The organism is Dehalococcoidia bacterium, from assembly GCA_035310145.1.
GTDB lineage: Bacteria > Chloroflexota > Dehalococcoidia > CAUJGQ01 > CAUJGQ01 > CALFMN01.
Genome location: DATGEL010000031.1, coordinates 18,897 through 34,715, shown reverse-complemented (window position 1 = coordinate 34,715; position 15,819 = coordinate 18,897). Strand labels below are relative to the sequence as shown.

Genomic DNA, 15,819 nt, shown 5'->3' with positions numbered 1-15,819 from the left:
GGGCGGCACCATGCGCACGATGACCAGCCGGGTCAGCCCCAAGGGCCAGGTGACGATCCCGATCGAGATCCGCAAGGCGCTCGGCCTCGGCCCGAAGGATCGGGTTCGCTTCACGCGCGATGAGCACGGCGTCCATATCGAGAAGTACGAGTCCGTGCTCGACAAGTACTTCATGTACGCGCCGGCGTTGAATCCGCCGCGAACCTGGAAAGAGATCGAGGCCGAGGTTCGCGATGAGCGAGCCGAGCGGTTCGCGCGCCAACTCGCCTCGCTGGATGACGAAGAGTGACGGATCCGTACCTTGACGCGAACATCCTGGTCCGCACGATCACGCAAGACGATCTGGCTCGAGCCACCCGCTGTCAACGGTATTTGCGCCGGCTGGAGCTCGGCGAGGAGGTCGCCGAGCTTACCGAAGCCACGATCGCGGAGGTCGTGTACGTCCTCAGTTCTCCGCGGCGCTATCATCTTCCTCGGCCCGCAATTCGCACCTTTCTCGCCGGGGTATTGGCGTTTCCCGGAGTGAGCATCGCGCATAAGGGCACATATCTCCGCGCCCTCGAACTCTACGAAGCGCACAACGTTGATTTTGAAGATGCGCTGATCGCCGCGCACATGGAGCGCACCGGCACCGCGGCGGTGGTCAGCTTCGACCGCGACTTCGACCGCATTCCCGGCATCACGCGCCGCGATCCGCAGTAAATCCGGCGCGGGTCCATGAGACGCCGGGCGTGGCATTCTGGCAGCCCGCGGGCGGCTCAGCGCGATTACGCGCCGTCGCCCGGCGCGATCGTGGCCTCGGTGAGCAGCGTTTCAATCCAGCGCCGCTCCGTCTCGATCTGGCCGAGGCGCAGGCGCGAAAGCCAGTGCACCGGGATCAGGGGACTGTGCGAGTCGACGAGGGCCTGCAGCTCCGTGCGCGGACCATCCAGCTTGCTGAGCCGTTCACGCAGAAGCGCCCGCCATTCGTCCGGTGGCAGCGCCCGCAGGAAGAGCGCCGGCCGTTCGACGGGGCGGGCAGGGTCCGGCAGCGCCGCGCGCAGCAGCCCCCGCAGGAGCGCGCGGCCGGCCTCGGTCAGCCCGTACACCCGCCGCTCCCCGTAGCGCCCGGGCCGCTCCGCGTGCGTCTGTACCAGCCCCTGGCGCGCCAGTTGCTCCAGCCGCGCGTAGGCCGTCGAAGGCCGGGGCGCGCCGGGCAGATACGCCTGCCAGCGCTGCAGGCGCGCGTTCAGCTCGTACCCGTGCATCGCCGCATCGGAGAGCGCCCCCAGCAGCAACAGCTCGTCGTCATCGGTCACCGCGCCCGCACACTCCTCAATTCTCGTGTCATTCTAGTCGATATTGACTGGTTGATGTTGATTAGTTATGGTGCGCTCGTCATGGCCGGTGCACGGCGGGCGGCCCGCTCGATCGCCCGTTGCTCTGCCACGGGTGACGCGGGCGGCGAATCGAAAAAGGGATGTGAAATGGCAGCGCACGAGCCTGCATCCGTGAGCACGCCGCTTCGCTGGCCGGTGATCGGCGGGCGGTACATCGTCGGCAACCCCGGCCGCAGTGTCGCCGTCTGCACGCTCGCCTCCTCGGACCTGGTGGACGCGATCGGAGCGCGGGACGAGATCGCGATCGTCGGCCGCCTGTATACGCTGAACCTGGGCCTGGAAAAGCTGGTCTGGAACATCATCGCCAACCCGGCCATCCGCTTCCTGCTGCTCTGCGGCGACGACACCTCGACGCAGATCTCGCGCGGCATCGCGGCGCTCCACGACAAGGGGTTTGACGCCGACCACCGCATCGCGGACGTCAGCGGCTATCAGCCGTATCTTCACAACCTCACCGCTGAAGAGCTCCTGGCCTTCCAGCAGCAGGTCGAGCTGGTGCCGCTGATCGGCGAGACGAGCGTGGAGAGGATCCTGGCCACGGCGCGCCAACTGCAGGCCCGCGGTCCCGGCCCCTGGGGAGCCGGCCTGCGCCACCCGTTCCCGGAGGCGCTGGCCGCCACACCGAACCGCATGGGCGAGCTTACGCTCGATCCCGCGGGGCTGTTCCTCGTCGGCATCCGGCGCGAGACGGGAGAGATCGTTGTCGATCACTACCGCGCCGACCGGCGCTACCAATCGGCCGTGGTGGGCAGCGACGCGGAGGCGATCTGTCACACGCTGGTGCGTGAAGGGCTGATCTCGGAGATCTCGCACGCGGCCTACATCGGCCGCGAGGTGGCAAAAGCCGCCGAGGCCTTGCGCTGGGGGCTCGAATACGAGCAGGACCGGCCGCTGTTTGCGCCCGGAGAGGGCGGACGCTGGGCGCCCTTCGGCGGCCGCGCCAACCGGGAGAGCGAGGGACAACGCTCGTCGCGGGCGCAGACGGCGCCGGACTGATTCGGCTCGAAGCGCTGGCACAGCGAGTTGGTCCGGCCGCATGCCGGCGTGGTGTCAGGCCCGCAGGAACTCGCGCAGGGCAGAGTACGTCTCGTCGGGCGCCTCTTCCGCCAGGAAGTGGCCGCTGGCGATCGGCCGGCCCTGCACGTCGTCGGCCCAGTCGCGCCAGACCGCGAGCACGTCCCGATCGCTCCAGCGCCCACCCTTGTTGCCCCACAGCGCCAGCAGCGGGCAGACGATCTTACGCTTGCCCAGGTCGGCCGCGTCGTACTCCGTGTCGAGCGTGGCGCCGGCGCGGTAATCCTCGCAGGTGGCGTGGATGCAGGCCGGGCCGCGGAAGGCGTCGATGTATTCGTGCAGCGCCTCCGGTGCGAAGGCGTCGAGGTTGCCGCTCCAGCGCGAGAGCGTGTTGCGGATGAAATACTCCGGGTCGCCGCCGATCAGGTGCTCGGGAAGATCGAACGGCTGCGCCAGGAAAAACCAGTGATAGGTGCCCATGGCGAACGCCTTGGTTACGCCGGCGAACATCGTGTAGGTCGGAACGATGTCGAGCACGGCGAGCTTCTCCACCACCGCCGGGTGGTCGAGCGCCATGCGGTAGGCCACGCGGGCGCCGCGGTCGTGCCCGGCCACGCGGAACCGGGGAAAGCCCAGCGCCCGCATCACCTCCACCTGGTCGAGCGCCATCGTGCGTTTGGTGTAGACGGCATGGTCACCGCCGCCCGGCGGCTTCTCGCTGGCGCCGTAGCCGCGCAGGTCGGGCACGACGACGGTGAAGTCTTCTGCCAGCCCCGGAGCGACGCGGTGCCACATGGCGTGCGTCTGCGGATAGCCGTGCAGCAGCAGCAACGGCGGCCCGCTGCCGGCCGTGACCAGGTTGATCGTGACGCCGTTGGCCTCGATGCGGCGCCGCTGAAAGCCGTCGAACATGGCTGCCTGCTCCGTCGCAAGATCGCCGAATGACCGGCCCGGTCAGCATAGCCGGTCCCGCGAGGGCCGTGCCTGCTCCCGCCGCGCCGATTCCGCGACGCTTTACCCGGTGCGAGCGCGTTTCAGATCGCAACCATCGCGGCAATCCTGTGGATACGAATCAGCAGGCGTTGACTTTTTGTCCGTCGGTGCTACAGTCGCGGGCAATCCTGCTCAGCAGGTGGACCGGCATTCCTGGCCGGCGCGCTCACGGCAAGTGCGGCCCGCGCGGCGTCGGCCAGGCATGGAGAGGGAGGCATTACCTGATGGAGGAGCGCAACTACTGGTCCAGGCACGCTGCGGCACGGCGCGTCTCGCGCCGGCGTGTGCTCGTCTTCGGCGGCGGGACGGCGTTCCTCGTCGCCTGCGGAGGAGGGAACAACAGCTCCAGCAAAGCAACCACCAACAGCGCGGCGACGAAGGCGGCCGCCGCCGCATCCCAGCCGGCCGCCAGCGCCGCGGCGGCGACGGGCGCCCAGAGCGCAACCGCGGCAAGCGCGAAGCAGCCGAAGCCGGGCGGCTCGCTCTCCTTCCATATCCCCAGTCCGCCGCCATCGCTGGATCCGTACACGCAAACCAGCTACCTCTGCTCCGGCATGAACAGCATGACCTACAGCAAGCTGTTCCGTTTCCGCGCCGGCACGCCCGACGTCGAACCCGCCGACCCTTCGATGGAGCCGGACCTGGCGCAGGCGCTGCCCGAAGTCACCGATCCGACCACGATCACGGTGAAGCTGAAGCCGGGGATCAAGTGGCAAAACGTGGCGCCAACCAACGGCCGCGATCTCACCTCCGAGGACGTGCAGTACGCGATCGACCGTTACAAGAACTTCGATAAGTCCGTGCACAAGTCGCTCTGGCTGTTCCTGGACTCGATGCAAACGCCGGACAAGCAGACGATCACCTTCAAGCTCAAGTTCCCCTACGCCGACTTCGTGGCGATCGCCGGCGGTAATCTCGCCAGCTACATCTCGCCCAAGGAGCACGCCGAGACCGACGCCGCCGCGACCAAGATGGTGGGCAGCGGTCCCTTCATCCACAGCGAGTACCAGACCGGCGTCAGCCTCAGCTACAAGAAGAACCCCGACTACTACGACAAGCCCTATCCGTACCTGGACGACGTCAAGTGCTTCATCACCACCGACACCGCCAAGCGCGTGGCCGACTTCTCCTCGAAGTCGGTGGACGCGACCTGGCTGTTCCTGCCGGACGATCGCGACCAGCTGCTGAAGCAGCGGCCCGACGCGAAGCACGACTTCACCAACGGCCCCGCGGGCTACGTCTACCTGCGCACGGATAAGGCTCCCTTCAGCGACGTGCGCGTGCGGCAGGCGCTCTCGATGGCGATCGACCGCAAGGCGATCCGCGACGCGATCACCAAGGGCGAGGGCGTCGAGGACCAGGCGATGTACGTCGCCCTCAGCGGTATCACCCGGCCGGTGAAGGAGCTGGGCGACTCGGCCAAATACTGGAATCACGACCCGCAGGCGGCGAAGCAACTCATGACCGCGGCCGGCGTCTCCAACCTCTCCTTCCAGTGGAGCCACGCCGACGCCTCGGTGTACACGCAGGCGTACGTCGATACTTCGTCGCTGACACAGGCGCAGTGGAAAAAGGACCTCGGCGTCTCGGTGCAGGACATCCAGCAGCCCTACTCGCAGTACATCAGCACGACGTACCAGGGCAACTTCGAGGGCGTGGGCCACAGCCCCCGCGCGATCCCGTACTGGCTGGACTTCGTGACCGACGCCTACTACTGGGGCAGCGGCGGGCGCGCCCGCATCAACCTGAGCTACATCAACGACCAGCAGCTCAACGCGCTGATCGATAAGCAGCGCGGCCAGTTCGACCTGAACGAGCGCAAGAAGACGCTGGCGCAGATCGAGGACATCATGGCCGCGCAGCAGTACCAGATCTTCTGGAGCACGGACACGCGCACCTACTTCTGGGCGCCCGACGTCCAGAACTACCGGCCCACGGCCTGGTTCCCCTACACGCATTTGATGAAGGCGTGGCGCGGAACCTGAGCGCCGCCCCGCCGTCTGCCGGCAAAGCACGGGGCGTCCGCACGGGCGCCCCGTGCGCATGTGTGCGCTTCTCCGCCGCTGCCGCGGTACTATCGTGGCAGGAGACGCTGGCGAGGATGGACGATGGCGGCGGGCGTTTCACGGCGGCGGCTTCTGGCAACGGCGGCGACGCTGGCGGCGGCCGCGGCGCTGGGAGGCATGCAGGCGGTGACAGCCGCTGAGGCGCAGGCGCTCACGCCGCAGCAGGCGCTGGAGCGGCTGTTCGGCGCCGCGCCGATCGACCCGAGCTGGTTCAGCCCCGCGGTGCTGCAATCGGCAAGCCCGGCGCAGATCCAGCAGCAGTTCGGCGGGCTGCACGGGCTGTTCGGCGCATTTCGGGCCGTGCAGGCGCAGGACGACGGCAGCTTTCTCGTGCAGTTCGCCGGCGGCACGGTGCGGGTGCGCGTCGCGCTCGACGATCAGGGGCGCATCGCCAGCCTGCGGCTCCTGCAGCTCGACTACGCGCTGGCGCCGGACGAGCAGGAAGTGCAGTTCCAGAGCAACGGCGACACGCTGTACGGCACGCTGCTGCTGCCGGCCGGCGTGACCAACGCGCCGGCGGCGCTGCTGATCGCCGGCAGCGGCCCCACCGACCGCAACGGCAACAGCCCGCTGCTCTCCGTACAGGTCAACACACTCGCCGGCATCGCCAGGGCGCTCGCCGGCGCCGGCGTCGCTTCGCTGCGCTACGACAAGTTCGGCGCGGGCAAGACCGGCACCGCCGGGCACGCGCCCACGGACTTCGGCTTCGACGGCTTCGTGGCGGAGGCGCTGGCGGCCTGGGACACGCTCGCGGCGCGGCCCGAGATCGACGCTTCGCGCCTGCTGCCCGCCGGCCACAGCGAAGGGGCGCTCTTCGCCCTGCTCGTCGCGCAGCAGCGGCAGGCGCAGACGCCGCCGGCCGCCCTGCTGCTGGCGGCGCCGCTTGGCCGGCGCATCCTGGACGTGCTGCGGCGGCAGATCGTCGCGCAGGCGGATGCGGCGCTGGCCTCCGGCGCGATCTCCCAGGCGAGGCACGACGCCCTGATCGCCGACCTGGACCGCACCATCGCCAGCATCCGCCAGGACGGCACCGTGCCGCCGGACGCCTTCGCCGACGAGGCGCAACTGCGCGCCTCGCTGTTTCCGCCGGGCGCCGGCCCCTTCCTCCAGACCGAGGACGGCTACGATCCGGCGCTGATCGCGGCGGCGCTGCCGCCGGCCCTGCCGGTGCTGCTGCTGCACGGCGCCCTCGATCTGAACGTGGACGACGGCGACATCCAGCATCTGCTCGCCGGCTTCCAGGCGGCGGGCAACGCCGGCGTGCTGGACGACGAGTTCCCGGACGTGGACCATGAGCTGCGCGAGGCGCCGCCCGGCGGGCGGCCCTCGCTCGCCGTGGCGCTGCCGTTCTCGCCCGACGTTGCCGCGGCGATCACCGCCTTCGCCGGCGCCCTCTCAGGCTGACGCCGTTCGTCACTCACCCGCAGGGCGAACCGCTCCATGTACAATGCGGCGGATCGATCGCGGAGGACAGCAGCGATGTACAAGATGATCTTCGGCGCCAAGCGCCGGCCCGGCATGTCGCGCGAGGAGTTCGGCCGCTACTGGCTCGGCCCGCACGCCGCGATGGCGACGCAGGTGCCGGGGATCAAGCGCTACGTGATCAACCTTGCGCCCGACCTCTCGGGCGGCGGCCGCGAGCTGCCCTATGACGGCTTCGCCGAGGTCTGGTTCGCATCCGAGGAGGCGATGCGCGCCTCCGGCCGCTCGCCGCAGTTCCAGGTGGTGCTGGAGGACGAAAAGAACCTGTTCGACCTCAGTACCCGCTTCAGCGTGATCGTGCAGGAGAACGTGATGATCGCGTGAGCCGGCCGTCTCACTCTCTCCAATCAGCTCCTGCAGAGTCGGAGGCTTCGCCATGCAGATCGGCGTCTTCGTGCCGCTCGGGCCTTACGCCACGCCCGCGTTCATCAGCGAGGCCGCGCGCACGGCCGAGCGGCTCGGCTTTCACTCCATCTGGGCGCCGGAGCATGTGCTGCTCTTCGACGAGTACGCCGCGCACTATCCCTACACCGAGAACGGACGCATGCGCAACGCCAGCGATGCCGCCGTGCCCGAGCCGTTCAACCTGCTCTCCTTCATCGCCGGCGCCACCACGCGCATCCGCCTGGGCACGGGCATCTGCCTCGTGCCGCAGCGCAACCCGGTCTATACGGCGAAAGAGGTCGCCACGCTCGACTATCTCTCCGGCGGCCGCGTCGACTTCGGCGTGGGCATCGGCTGGCAGCAAGAGGAGTTCGCCGCGCTGGGCGTGCCCTGGCCGAAGCGGGCGCAGCGCACCCGCGCCTATCTTGAAGTGATGCGGCGGCTGTGGTGTGACCCCGTCTCGTCCTACGAGGGCGAGTACTACCGGCTGCCGCCGAGCCGCCAGTACCCGAAGCCCGTGCAACAGCCGCACCCGCCGATCCACTTCGGCGGCGAGAGCGATGCCGCGCTGCGCCGCGTGGCCGAGATCGGCCATGGCTGGTTCGGTTACGGCCTCAATCCCGCGCAGACGGCCGAGCGGCTGCAGGTGCTCGGCGGGTTGCTGGAGCAGCGCGGGCGCCGCCTCGGCGAGATCGTCGTCAGCATTGCGCCGAACACGCGCGGCGTCGATGCCGCCACGATCGAGGCGTATGGCCGCGCCGGCGTGAACCAGCTGATCCTCGCCGCGCGCGGCCGCACGGGCGACGACCTCCTCGCCTCGCTGGCCGAGCTGGCGCGCAGCGTGGTCGAGCCGGCCGCCGCGCTCTGAGTGCAGCGCTACGCCAGCCCCAGCCGCTCGCGGCCGCGCCGGGCGGCCAGGCGCAGCACGTGCCGATTGCCGCGGTTCCAGGTCACGGTCAGCGTGACGCCACACAGCTTCCAGCCGTCGGGCGTGCGGATCAGCCGGTTCGTGTAGCAGCCGCCCATCGTGTAGTAGTTCTCGCCCTCGGAGTTGAGCACGAAATGCTCGGCGCGCATGTAGGAGGTGCAGGTCGCCTCGTCGCCGCGGATCACGTGCACGTGATTGGCGCTGAGGTGCTGCGTCGCGTCGAAGCCGGCGAAGAGCACGCGGGCGCTCTCCACCCAGTCGTCGGCCATCATACGCCCCGGCTTCATGCCGATGGACGAATAGTCCATCTCGATCTCGTCGGTGAAGATCGAGCGCAAGAGGGCGAAGTCGCGCATGTCCAGGCCGGTGGCGTAGCGGTGCAGCACGTCGCTGATCGCCGCGCGGTCGGCCAGCAGTTGCACCTGCTCTTCGATGCTCATTGCGAACTCCTGCGCAGGTTCATCCTCCGGCCGCTGCGAGCGGCAGGGCCGCGGCGGCGAAGGCCGCCCTCACGCCCGGTTGCCGTAGCGGTTGTACGAGGTCACCTCGCGCGCCGGGCGGCGCAGCGGCGGCCCGAAGCGGCCGCGCGGATAGCCCACGGGGATGAGCGCCATCGTCTCGACGTGCTCGGGAATCGCGAGCAGCGCCTTGATCTCGGCCTCGCGCCGCAGGTGCGCCGTCGTCAGGCGCGTCCCCAGCCCCAGCGCTCGCGCGGCGAGGAAGAGATTCTGCACCGCCAGCCAGATCGACGAGGCGTAGCGCCCGCGCACCAGCGGCTCTCCGGGCGTGTACGGCGCCGAACCCTGCGTGTGGTCGGCGCAGACGAGGATCAACGCCGGTACCTCGGCCATGTGCTCGGCCAGGTAGCGCGCCGCCCGGTAGACGGGCGATTCATCCGGGGCAGGCGTTGCACCCAGCGCCTCCATCCACGCCTCGCGGTAGAGCCGGCCGACCTTCTCGATCAGCCCGCGGTCCAGGATCGCAATGAACTCCCACGGCTGACGGTTGCCGCCGCTGGGCGCCCTGGTCGCCGCCTCGATGATCCGCTCGATCGCCTCCCGCGGCACCGGCTCGGCGGTGTAACGGGTGATCTGGCGCAGGCTGTTGATCGCCTCGAAGAGCTCGATCTCGGCCATGGGCGTTCGTCTCCGTCTGCCGGCGGCCGCGGGCTTCCCGATGCGGCCGCGCCGGTCGTCAGTGTTGTAGCCCGCTGCGAGGCCGCCCGCAACTGCCTCGCTGCAGGCGCAGCCGCGCGGCGGACTGCCCTGCTGCGCCGCCTTCGGCAGGTTGCCGAGGCGGGCGCCGGCGAGTATCGTGAGGCACGCCCGCTGATTCCTTCCTCGGAAGCTATCTTTGAACATCCGGGAATCCGAAACGCGTACGACGCAGAGCGCGGGCGTGGCTATCGTGAGTATCGTGACTATATCGTGACTATAAGGAGGGCGGACCATGACCACGAGCACGAGAAACGCACCCGTACATGCCGACATGGCGCTGGAACCCGTCGCCGTGCCGGAGGCCGTGCTGGCGAAGCTGAAGCAGGTCGCGGTCACCACGATCGCCGGCATGCTGGCCCAGCACGGCGTGCGCAACACCTACATGCGCGAGGTGATGCCGCGCAACGCGCACCAGAACTTCGCCGGCACGGCCTTCACCCTGCGCACGCTGCCCACCCGCGCCGATGTCGCCAAGGCGATGCAGGGGCGCGGCTCGCTGCACCGCGAGACGTTCAAGCGCGTGGGCAAGAACGAAGTGGTGGTGATCGATGCCCGCGGCGACCTCGGAGCCGGCGTGCTGGGCGACATCTACGCCGCGACGATCATCAGCAACGGCGGCGTGGCGCTGGTCACCGACGGCGCCATCCGCGACCTGGCGGCGATGCAGGAGGTCGAGCTGCCCGTCTTCGCCCGCGGCATGAACGCCGGCTCCTTTCCCGAGCGCCACGTGGCGATGGACCTGAACGTGCCGGTGCAGTGCGCCGGCGTGCTGGTGATGCCCGGCGACGTGCTCGTCGGCGACCCGTCGGGTGTGATCGTGGTGCCGCAGGCGCTGGCGGCCGACGTGGCGGAGAAGGGCTTCGAGACGGACATGCGCGACGCCTTCTCGCGCATGAAGGTGCTGGAGGGCGTCTCCGTCGAAGAGGTCTTCCCGCTGCAGCCGTCGCGGCAGGCCGAGTACGAGGCCTGGCGCAAGCAGCAGCCGGGCTGAGACGCCGGGCCGGGGGCTAGCGCAGATCACGAGCAGCAGGGACAGCGCGATGAGGCACAGCGACACGCACATTCTCACCAGCCAGGCCGGCAGCCTGCCGCGCCCCAACGAGCTGGTCGAGCTCAACCGCCGGCGCCAGGAGGGCGAGGCGGTCGATCCCGCGGCCTACGCCGCCGAGGTGAAGCAGGCGACCGCGGAGGTCGTTCGCCGACAGGCCCAGATCGGCATCGACGTGCCGGGCGACGGCGAATACGGCAAGGCGATGAGCCAGAAGATCGACTACGGCGCCTGGTGGAGCTACTCGTTCCAGCGGCTCGGCGGCCTCAGCCTGACGGTGGACTCGACCGAGGTGCCGCAGAACCCGCCGAAGGCAGGCAACGTGCGCCTCACCACGTTTGCCAGGCGGCGCGACTGGACGGCCTTCGCCGAGGCCTACGCCGACCCCGACTCCGGCGTCTCGGCCCGCGCCCGCAGCGGCCGCCGCATGATGCTGCCCGTCTGCACGGGGCCGCTGACCTACACCGGTCAAGAAGCGATCAAGACCGACATCGCCAACTTCAAGGCCGCGCTGGCGGCGGCCGGCGTGCAAGAGGGTTTCATGGCCTCGATCGCGCCGGGCAGCGCCTCGCGCATCGGCAACACCTACTACGCCAGCGAAGAGGAGTTTGTCTACGCCTGCGCCGACGCCATGCGCGAGGAGTACCGGGCGATCGTCGATGCCGGCCTGGTCCTGCAACTGGACGACCCGGGCATCGCCGAGAACTGGGACATGATCACGCCGGCGCCGAGCGTGGAGGACTACCAGAAGTTCAGCATGGTGCGCGTGGAGGCGCTGAACCACGCGCTCAAAGGGCTGCCGCAGGACCGGCTGCGCTTTCATCTTTGCTGGGGCAGCTGGCACGGCCCGCACACGACCGATATTCCCATGCGCGACATCGTCACTGTGATGCTGGCGATCGACGTGGGCGCCTACTCGTTCGAGGCGGGCAACGTGCGCCACGAGCACGAGTGGAAGGTGTGGGAGGAGATCACACCGCCGGCGGGCAAGATCCTGATGCCGGGCGTGGTCAGCCACGCGACCAACGTGATCGAGCACCCCGAGCTCGTGGCCGATCGGATCGAGCGGTTTGCGAAGCTGGCCGGGCGCGAGAACGTGATCGCCGGCACCGACTGCGGCCTGGGCGGCCGTATCCACCCGCAGCTCGCCTGGGCCAAGCTGCAGACGCTGGCCGAGGGCGCCGCGCTGGCGACGAAGCGGCTCTGGCGCTGAAACACCGCGGCCAGCGATGAGTTCCAGCGGCGCGAGCCGGCTCGCGCCGCTCGGTCTTGTCAGGCATGCGCAGCAGCGCGCCGCGGCGAAGGCGATTGCAGGCAGCGGCGCTCGCTCACCGCGACACGCGCCGCTGCAGAGGCGCTTACCGCCCGCCGGCGCCGCGCTGCCGTCCGACGTGGCTGCTCATCGGGGCGCCACAATCCGGGCAGAGATCGGGCAGCGGGCGGCCCGACTCCACCGCCTTCGGCTCGGTGGGCAGACCGGCCTGGATCCAGGCGTCGAAGCCGCCGCGCAACGCGTACGCCCGGTAGCCCTGCTCGCGCAAGAATTGCGCCACACTGGCGCTGGTGTGCTCGCTTGGTCAGGTGCAGTAGGCGATGATCGCGCGGTCGCGTGGCAGCTCGCGCCAGCGCTCCCCGAGTTCGTCCGGCGAGATGCGGACGGCTCCGCGAACGGCCCGATCGAGCTGCTCCCAGGCCAGCGGCGCCACCACGTCGAGGATCATCGCCTCGCCCGCCTGGACGCGCGCCGCCGCGTCGGCCGGGTCGATACGCAACTGCTCCGCCACGGCTGCTGCTCCTTCCCCATCGGCTGTGCGGCAAAGCCTGGCAGGCGCAGCCGGACTTCCCCCACGACGCCGGCCGCACTCCGGTTCGCGCGACGCTCAGGATAGCGGCTTGCGGCCACGCGGCCTATGCTGGGCTGGCGCAGCCGCCGGCAGGAGGACGTATGCCGTACCGCATCAATCATATCCATCTGAAGTCGTCTGACCCGCGCACCACGGCCGAATGGTACGTGCGTGCCTTTAACTTCACGATCGCGGACGATTCCGTGCGCCCCGCTCCCTTCGGCGATCGCTTCATCCGCTGCCAGAGCGAGGACGGCGGCATGGCCGTCAACATCTCCGGTCCGCTCACCAGCCAGGCGCTCGGCCCCGGCGATGCGACGCCGCACCACGGCCTGGAGCACTTCGGCTTCGATTCCACGAACCTGGAAGCGGACATCGAGCGGCTGAAGGGACTCGGCGCCGAGCTGCTGGACGGCCCGGTGCAGGCCGGGCCGAAGATGCGCATCGCCTTCATCAAGGCGCCCGTCGACGTGCGCATCGAGCTGATCCAGTACCTTTGACGCAGGGAATGGGGGACAGGGAATAGAGGAACGGGCAGCCCGCACCCCTCCCTTCTATTTCCTCGTAGAGGGACTGAGGATTGGAGGCCCACGCCACACCGGGAGGCAGCGGGCTGCGGGTGCGGTTTCTCGGCCACGCCACGCTGGCGGTGAGCCTCGACGGCGTGACCCTGCTGACCGATCCCCTGCTGCGCCGGCGGGTGGTGCACCTGCGGCATCACGCCCTCGAGGCGCCAACGCTGCGGCACACGCCGGACGCCGTGCTGATCTCGCACATCCACCAGGATCACCTCGACTTCCCCAGCCTCAAGCGGATCGGCAGAGACGTGCCCGTGATCGTGCCGCCGGGCGCCGGGCGGCTGCTGCGGCGGCGTGGATTCCCGCACACGCAGGAGCTGGAGGCAGGGGAAGTCACACGCGTCGGTGAGGTCGAGGTGACCGCCACGCCGGCCCGGCATCACGGCTGGCGCCCGCCGTTCGGGCCGACGGCGCAGTGCAACGGCTTCGTCGTCGCAGGCAGCCGTCGCGTCTACTTCGCCGGCGACACCGATCTCTTTCCCGAGATGCTTGACCTCGGCCCGATCGACGTGGCGCTGCTGCCGGTCTGGGGCTGGGGTCCGACGCTGGGCGCTGGCCATCTCGACCCGCGCAGCGCGGCCGAGGCGCTCGCCCTGATCCGGCCGCGGATCGCCGTGCCGATCCACTGGGGCGCCCTGTTTCCCCTCGGTCTTGGCCGCTGGCGCCACCACTTCCTGACGCGGCCGCCGCTGCGCTTCGCCGCCTACGCGCGGCGCCGCGCCCCCGACGTAGACGTGCGCGTCCTGCAGCCGGGCGAGACGCTGTTCATGCCCGCGGACCCGTCGCCGTGATCAAGCTGCTGCTCCGTGCCCTGGCGACCTGGGCGATCGAGGCGGTCGCCTTCCTGGTCCTGCGCTGGCTGCTGCCGGGCATTCGCGTGGACCGCTGGCAGAGCGGCGTGGCGCTGGTGTTGGCGGTCGGTTTGCTGAACGCCTCGGTGCGGCCGCTGATCCTGCTCCTCGCCGCCAACCTCGGCCTGCTGCTCTTCGCGCTGATCACGCTGGCGCTGAACGTGCTGATCGTCTACCTCGCGGCGGCGTTCGTGCCCGGGTTTCATATCGACAACGTCGTCACGGCGCTGCTCTTCTCCTTCGGCCTGACACTGCTCAACTCGCTGTTCACGGCGATGCTCAGCATCAACGACGACGACTCGTACTACCGCAACGTGATCCGCCGCATCGATCGCCTGCGGGCGCCGCGGGGGGATCTGCGCCAGACCGGCACGGTCATCATCCAGATCGACGGCCTGGCCGAGCCGATCCTGCGGCAGGAGCTGGCGGCGGGCCGTCTGCCCACGCTCAAGGGTTGGCTGGAGGCGGGCAGTCATCGCCTCGTGCGCTGGGACTGCGGCGTGCCCTCGATGACGCCCGGCAGCCAGGCGGGCATTCTGCACGGCAACAACGCCAACATCCCCGCCTTCCGCTGGTACGAGAAAGATCTGAAGCGGCTCGTCGTGGCAAACCATCCGAAGGACGCCGTCTGGATCGACAAGCGCCAGGCCACCGGCCACGGCCTGCTGCGGCAGAACGGCGCCAGCAACAGCAACATCTTCTCCGGCGAGGCCGAGCGCCTGGTGATGACGCAGGCCGGCCTGGTCGACGCCGAGGGCAACCTGAAAATCAGCCCGCGGGACTTCCTCGGCTACCTGATCAATCCCTACAACCTCTACCGCACGTTCGCGGGCATGATCGGGGAGGTCGTGCTGGAGTACTGGCAGGCGTGGCGGCAGCGGCGCAAGCACGTCGAGCCACACATGCACCGCGGCGGCATCTATCCGCTGCTGCGCGCCTCCAGCGCGATCTTGCTGCGCAACATCGCCGAGTATCTGATCGTCGACGACATGTTCAGCGGCCGGCTGGTGAGCTACAGCGACTTCCTCGGCTACGACGAGGTCGCGCATCACTCCGGCCCGAGCAGCGAGGACGCGCTGGGCGAACTGCGCAAGCTGGACCGCGTCTTCCGCTCACTCGCGGTCGCGGCCCGGCGGGCGCCTCGGCGCTACCAGTTCGTCCTGCTCTCCGACCATGGTCAGAGCACGGGCGCCACCTTCCGCCAGCGGCACGGCTACACGCTGGCCGAACTGGTGGACCGCCTGATTGCAGGCGAAGATTCGGCGCTGATGGCCGGCGGCACCGGCGAAGGCTACGCGATGCTGAGCGCCCTGCTCAACCAGGCCGCCTCGGCGCCGGGGCTGGCGGGCAGGGGCACCCGCCGCATGCTGGGCGGCGAGGACGGGATGGTGGACCTCGGCCCGGACGCCGAAATGCGCGAGGCCGAGGCGCACGGCAAAACGATCGTCTGCGCCTCCGGCAACCTGGCGCTGCTCTACTTCAGCGACAAGCCCGGGCGGCTCAGCCTGGAGGCGATCGAGGCCGCCTACCCCGGCCTGATCGAGGGCCTGATCCAGCACGAGGACATCGGCTTCCTGCTCGTGCTCTCGCAGACGCGCGGCGCCCTGGTGCTCGGCAAGCACGGCGTGCGGCGGCTCGACGACGGCACGATCACGGGCACGGACCCGCTCGCCGGCTTCGAGCCAAGCACGGCGGACAGTCTGCGCCGCCTCTCAACCTTCACGAACGCCGGCGACATCGTCATCAACAGCAGCCTTGACGCGGAGAGCGGCCAGGTAGCCGCCTTCGAGGAGTTGATCGGCTGCCACGGCGGCGCCGGCGGCCTGCAAACGCGGCCGTTCCTGCTCTTCCCGAGCGCGTGGACGGCCGATGACCCGCGCATCTTCGGCGCGGAGGCGATGCACGACTTCCTCAGCCGCTTCGTTGCAGGAGCGACGCCGGGCGCATAGCGTCGGCGTCGGGCGCCAGCGCGAGCAACCGCAATGCCCTGTGCGAGGAAAGAGAACAGAGGAAACAGGAAATAGGGTGAGCGTCG

The 15,819-nt window shown here is 69.5% G+C and carries 18 protein-coding genes; 12 read left to right on the top strand and 6 right to left on the bottom strand.

Features of this window, described 5'->3' with window-relative positions:
- Positions 1–10: 10 nt before the first annotated feature.
- Entirely contained in the window at positions 11–289 is a 279-nt protein-coding gene (locus VKV26_05825) for an AbrB/MazE/SpoVT family DNA-binding domain-containing protein (GenBank protein HLZ69415.1), read from the top strand.
- Complete coding sequence (locus tag VKV26_05820; protein ID HLZ69414.1) at positions 286–702, top strand: PIN domain-containing protein; 417 nt, start codon at positions 286–288, stop codon at positions 700–702. The genes VKV26_05825 and VKV26_05820 overlap by 4 nt, the downstream gene beginning before the upstream one ends.
- Positions 703–767: 65 nt before the next feature.
- Here the strand turns inward: VKV26_05820 and VKV26_05815 are convergent, their stop codons facing one another.
- Entirely contained in the window at positions 768–1,298 is a 531-nt protein-coding gene (locus VKV26_05815; GenBank protein ID HLZ69413.1) for a helix-turn-helix transcriptional regulator, read from the bottom strand.
- Between the two features lie 192 nt (positions 1,299–1,490).
- Between VKV26_05815 and VKV26_05810 the strand changes: the two genes are divergently transcribed.
- Positions 1,491–2,375 (top strand): hypothetical protein, encoded by an 885-nt coding sequence (locus tag VKV26_05810; GenBank protein HLZ69412.1) that lies wholly within the window; start codon positions 1,491–1,493, stop codon positions 2,373–2,375.
- Between the two features lie 54 nt (positions 2,376–2,429).
- Here the strand turns inward: VKV26_05810 and VKV26_05805 are convergent, their stop codons facing one another.
- Positions 2,430–3,305, bottom strand: a complete 876-nt coding sequence (locus tag VKV26_05805; protein HLZ69411.1) for an alpha/beta hydrolase — start codon at positions 3,303–3,305, stop codon at positions 2,430–2,432.
- Between the two features lie 305 nt (positions 3,306–3,610).
- Here VKV26_05805 and VKV26_05800 point away from each other — a divergent pair, with 305 nt between their 5' ends.
- The 4 genes from VKV26_05800 to VKV26_05785 all read left to right on the top strand — a co-directional run bounded on the left by VKV26_05800 (position 3,611) and on the right by VKV26_05785 (position 8,186).
- The gene (locus tag VKV26_05800) at positions 3,611–5,371 is read left to right on the top strand and encodes an ABC transporter substrate-binding protein (GenBank protein ID HLZ69410.1); all 1,761 of its coding nucleotides are present in this window, start codon (positions 3,611–3,613) and stop codon (positions 5,369–5,371) included.
- A gap of 123 nt (positions 5,372–5,494) precedes the next feature.
- The gene (locus VKV26_05795) at positions 5,495–6,856 is read left to right on the top strand and encodes an alpha/beta hydrolase (protein ID HLZ69409.1); all 1,362 of its coding nucleotides are present in this window, start codon (positions 5,495–5,497) and stop codon (positions 6,854–6,856) included.
- Positions 6,857–6,931: 75 nt separating this feature from the next.
- Complete coding sequence (locus VKV26_05790) at positions 6,932–7,258, top strand: EthD domain-containing protein (GenBank protein ID HLZ69408.1); 327 nt, start codon at positions 6,932–6,934, stop codon at positions 7,256–7,258.
- Between the two features lie 52 nt (positions 7,259–7,310).
- Positions 7,311–8,186 (top strand): LLM class F420-dependent oxidoreductase, encoded by an 876-nt coding sequence (locus VKV26_05785; protein ID HLZ69407.1) that lies wholly within the window; start codon positions 7,311–7,313, stop codon positions 8,184–8,186.
- Between the two features lie 8 nt (positions 8,187–8,194).
- Here VKV26_05785 and VKV26_05780 read toward each other — a convergent pair whose 3' ends face one another.
- Both VKV26_05780 and VKV26_05775 read right to left on the bottom strand, forming a co-directional pair.
- The gene (locus tag VKV26_05780) at positions 8,195–8,686 is read right to left on the bottom strand and encodes a nuclear transport factor 2 family protein (protein ID HLZ69406.1); all 492 of its coding nucleotides are present in this window, start codon (positions 8,684–8,686) and stop codon (positions 8,195–8,197) included.
- 69 nt (positions 8,687–8,755) lie between these two features.
- Positions 8,756–9,382, bottom strand: a complete 627-nt coding sequence (locus VKV26_05775; protein HLZ69405.1) for a nitroreductase family protein — start codon at positions 9,380–9,382, stop codon at positions 8,756–8,758.
- A 313-nt stretch (positions 9,383–9,695) separates the two neighbouring features.
- On the opposite strand from VKV26_05775, the gene VKV26_05770 reads away from it, so the two are divergent.
- On the top strand, positions 9,696–10,454 hold the full coding sequence (locus tag VKV26_05770) for a hypothetical protein (GenBank protein HLZ69404.1): 759 nt from the start codon (positions 9,696–9,698) through the stop codon (positions 10,452–10,454).
- Positions 10,455–10,503: 49 nt separating this feature from the next.
- Positions 10,504–11,724: a cobalamin-independent methionine synthase II family protein gene (locus VKV26_05765; protein HLZ69403.1), complete on the top strand. Its 1,221-nt coding sequence runs from the start codon at positions 10,504–10,506 to the stop codon at positions 11,722–11,724.
- Between the two features lie 145 nt (positions 11,725–11,869).
- On the opposite strand, the gene VKV26_05760 is transcribed toward VKV26_05765, so the two are convergent.
- Together VKV26_05760 and VKV26_05755 are read right to left on the bottom strand one after the other, a co-directional pair.
- Entirely contained in the window at positions 11,870–12,064 is a 195-nt protein-coding gene (locus tag VKV26_05760; GenBank protein HLZ69402.1) for a rhodanese-like domain-containing protein, read from the bottom strand.
- A 24-nt stretch (positions 12,065–12,088) separates the two neighbouring features.
- Complete coding sequence (locus VKV26_05755) at positions 12,089–12,295, bottom strand: hypothetical protein (protein ID HLZ69401.1); 207 nt, start codon at positions 12,293–12,295, stop codon at positions 12,089–12,091.
- Positions 12,296–12,456: 161 nt separating this feature from the next.
- On the opposite strand from VKV26_05755, the gene VKV26_05750 reads away from it, so the two are divergent.
- From VKV26_05750 to VKV26_05740, 3 genes are all read left to right on the top strand, one after another.
- Positions 12,457–12,855 carry a VOC family protein gene (locus VKV26_05750; GenBank protein HLZ69400.1) on the top strand — a complete coding sequence of 133 codons (399 nt, stop codon included), beginning with the start codon at positions 12,457–12,459 and terminating at the stop codon, positions 12,853–12,855.
- Between the two features lie 80 nt (positions 12,856–12,935).
- Entirely contained in the window at positions 12,936–13,724 is a 789-nt protein-coding gene (locus VKV26_05745; GenBank protein ID HLZ69399.1) for an MBL fold metallo-hydrolase, read from the top strand.
- The gene (locus tag VKV26_05740) at positions 13,721–15,733 is read left to right on the top strand and encodes a phage holin family protein (GenBank protein HLZ69398.1); all 2,013 of its coding nucleotides are present in this window, start codon (positions 13,721–13,723) and stop codon (positions 15,731–15,733) included. Before VKV26_05745 ends, VKV26_05740 begins: the two co-directional genes overlap by 4 nt.
- Positions 15,734–15,819 lie beyond the last annotated feature (86 nt).

Excerpts from the sequence above, each read along its gene's own strand:
- VKV26_05825 (HLZ69415.1), top strand. The coding sequence starts at position 11 with ATGCGCACGATGACCAGCCGGGTCAGCCCCAAGGGCCAGGTGACGATC.
- VKV26_05805 (HLZ69411.1), bottom strand. The coding sequence starts at position 3,305 with ATGTTCGACGGCTTTCAGCGGCGCCGCATCGAGGCCAACGGCGTCACG.
- VKV26_05800 (HLZ69410.1), top strand. The coding sequence starts at position 3,611 with ATGGAGGAGCGCAACTACTGGTCCAGGCACGCTGCGGCACGGCGCGTC.
- VKV26_05795 (HLZ69409.1), top strand. The coding sequence starts at position 5,495 with ATGGCGGCGGGCGTTTCACGGCGGCGGCTTCTGGCAACGGCGGCGACG.
- VKV26_05790 (HLZ69408.1), top strand. The coding sequence starts at position 6,932 with ATGTACAAGATGATCTTCGGCGCCAAGCGCCGGCCCGGCATGTCGCGC.
- VKV26_05785 (HLZ69407.1), top strand. The coding sequence starts at position 7,311 with ATGCAGATCGGCGTCTTCGTGCCGCTCGGGCCTTACGCCACGCCCGCG.
- VKV26_05780 (HLZ69406.1), bottom strand. The coding sequence starts at position 8,686 with ATGAGCATCGAAGAGCAGGTGCAACTGCTGGCCGACCGCGCGGCGATC.
- VKV26_05775 (HLZ69405.1), bottom strand. The coding sequence starts at position 9,382 with ATGGCCGAGATCGAGCTCTTCGAGGCGATCAACAGCCTGCGCCAGATC.
- VKV26_05770 (HLZ69404.1), top strand. The coding sequence starts at position 9,696 with ATGACCACGAGCACGAGAAACGCACCCGTACATGCCGACATGGCGCTG.
- VKV26_05765 (HLZ69403.1), top strand. The coding sequence starts at position 10,504 with ATGAGGCACAGCGACACGCACATTCTCACCAGCCAGGCCGGCAGCCTG.
- VKV26_05750 (HLZ69400.1), top strand. The coding sequence starts at position 12,457 with ATGCCGTACCGCATCAATCATATCCATCTGAAGTCGTCTGACCCGCGC.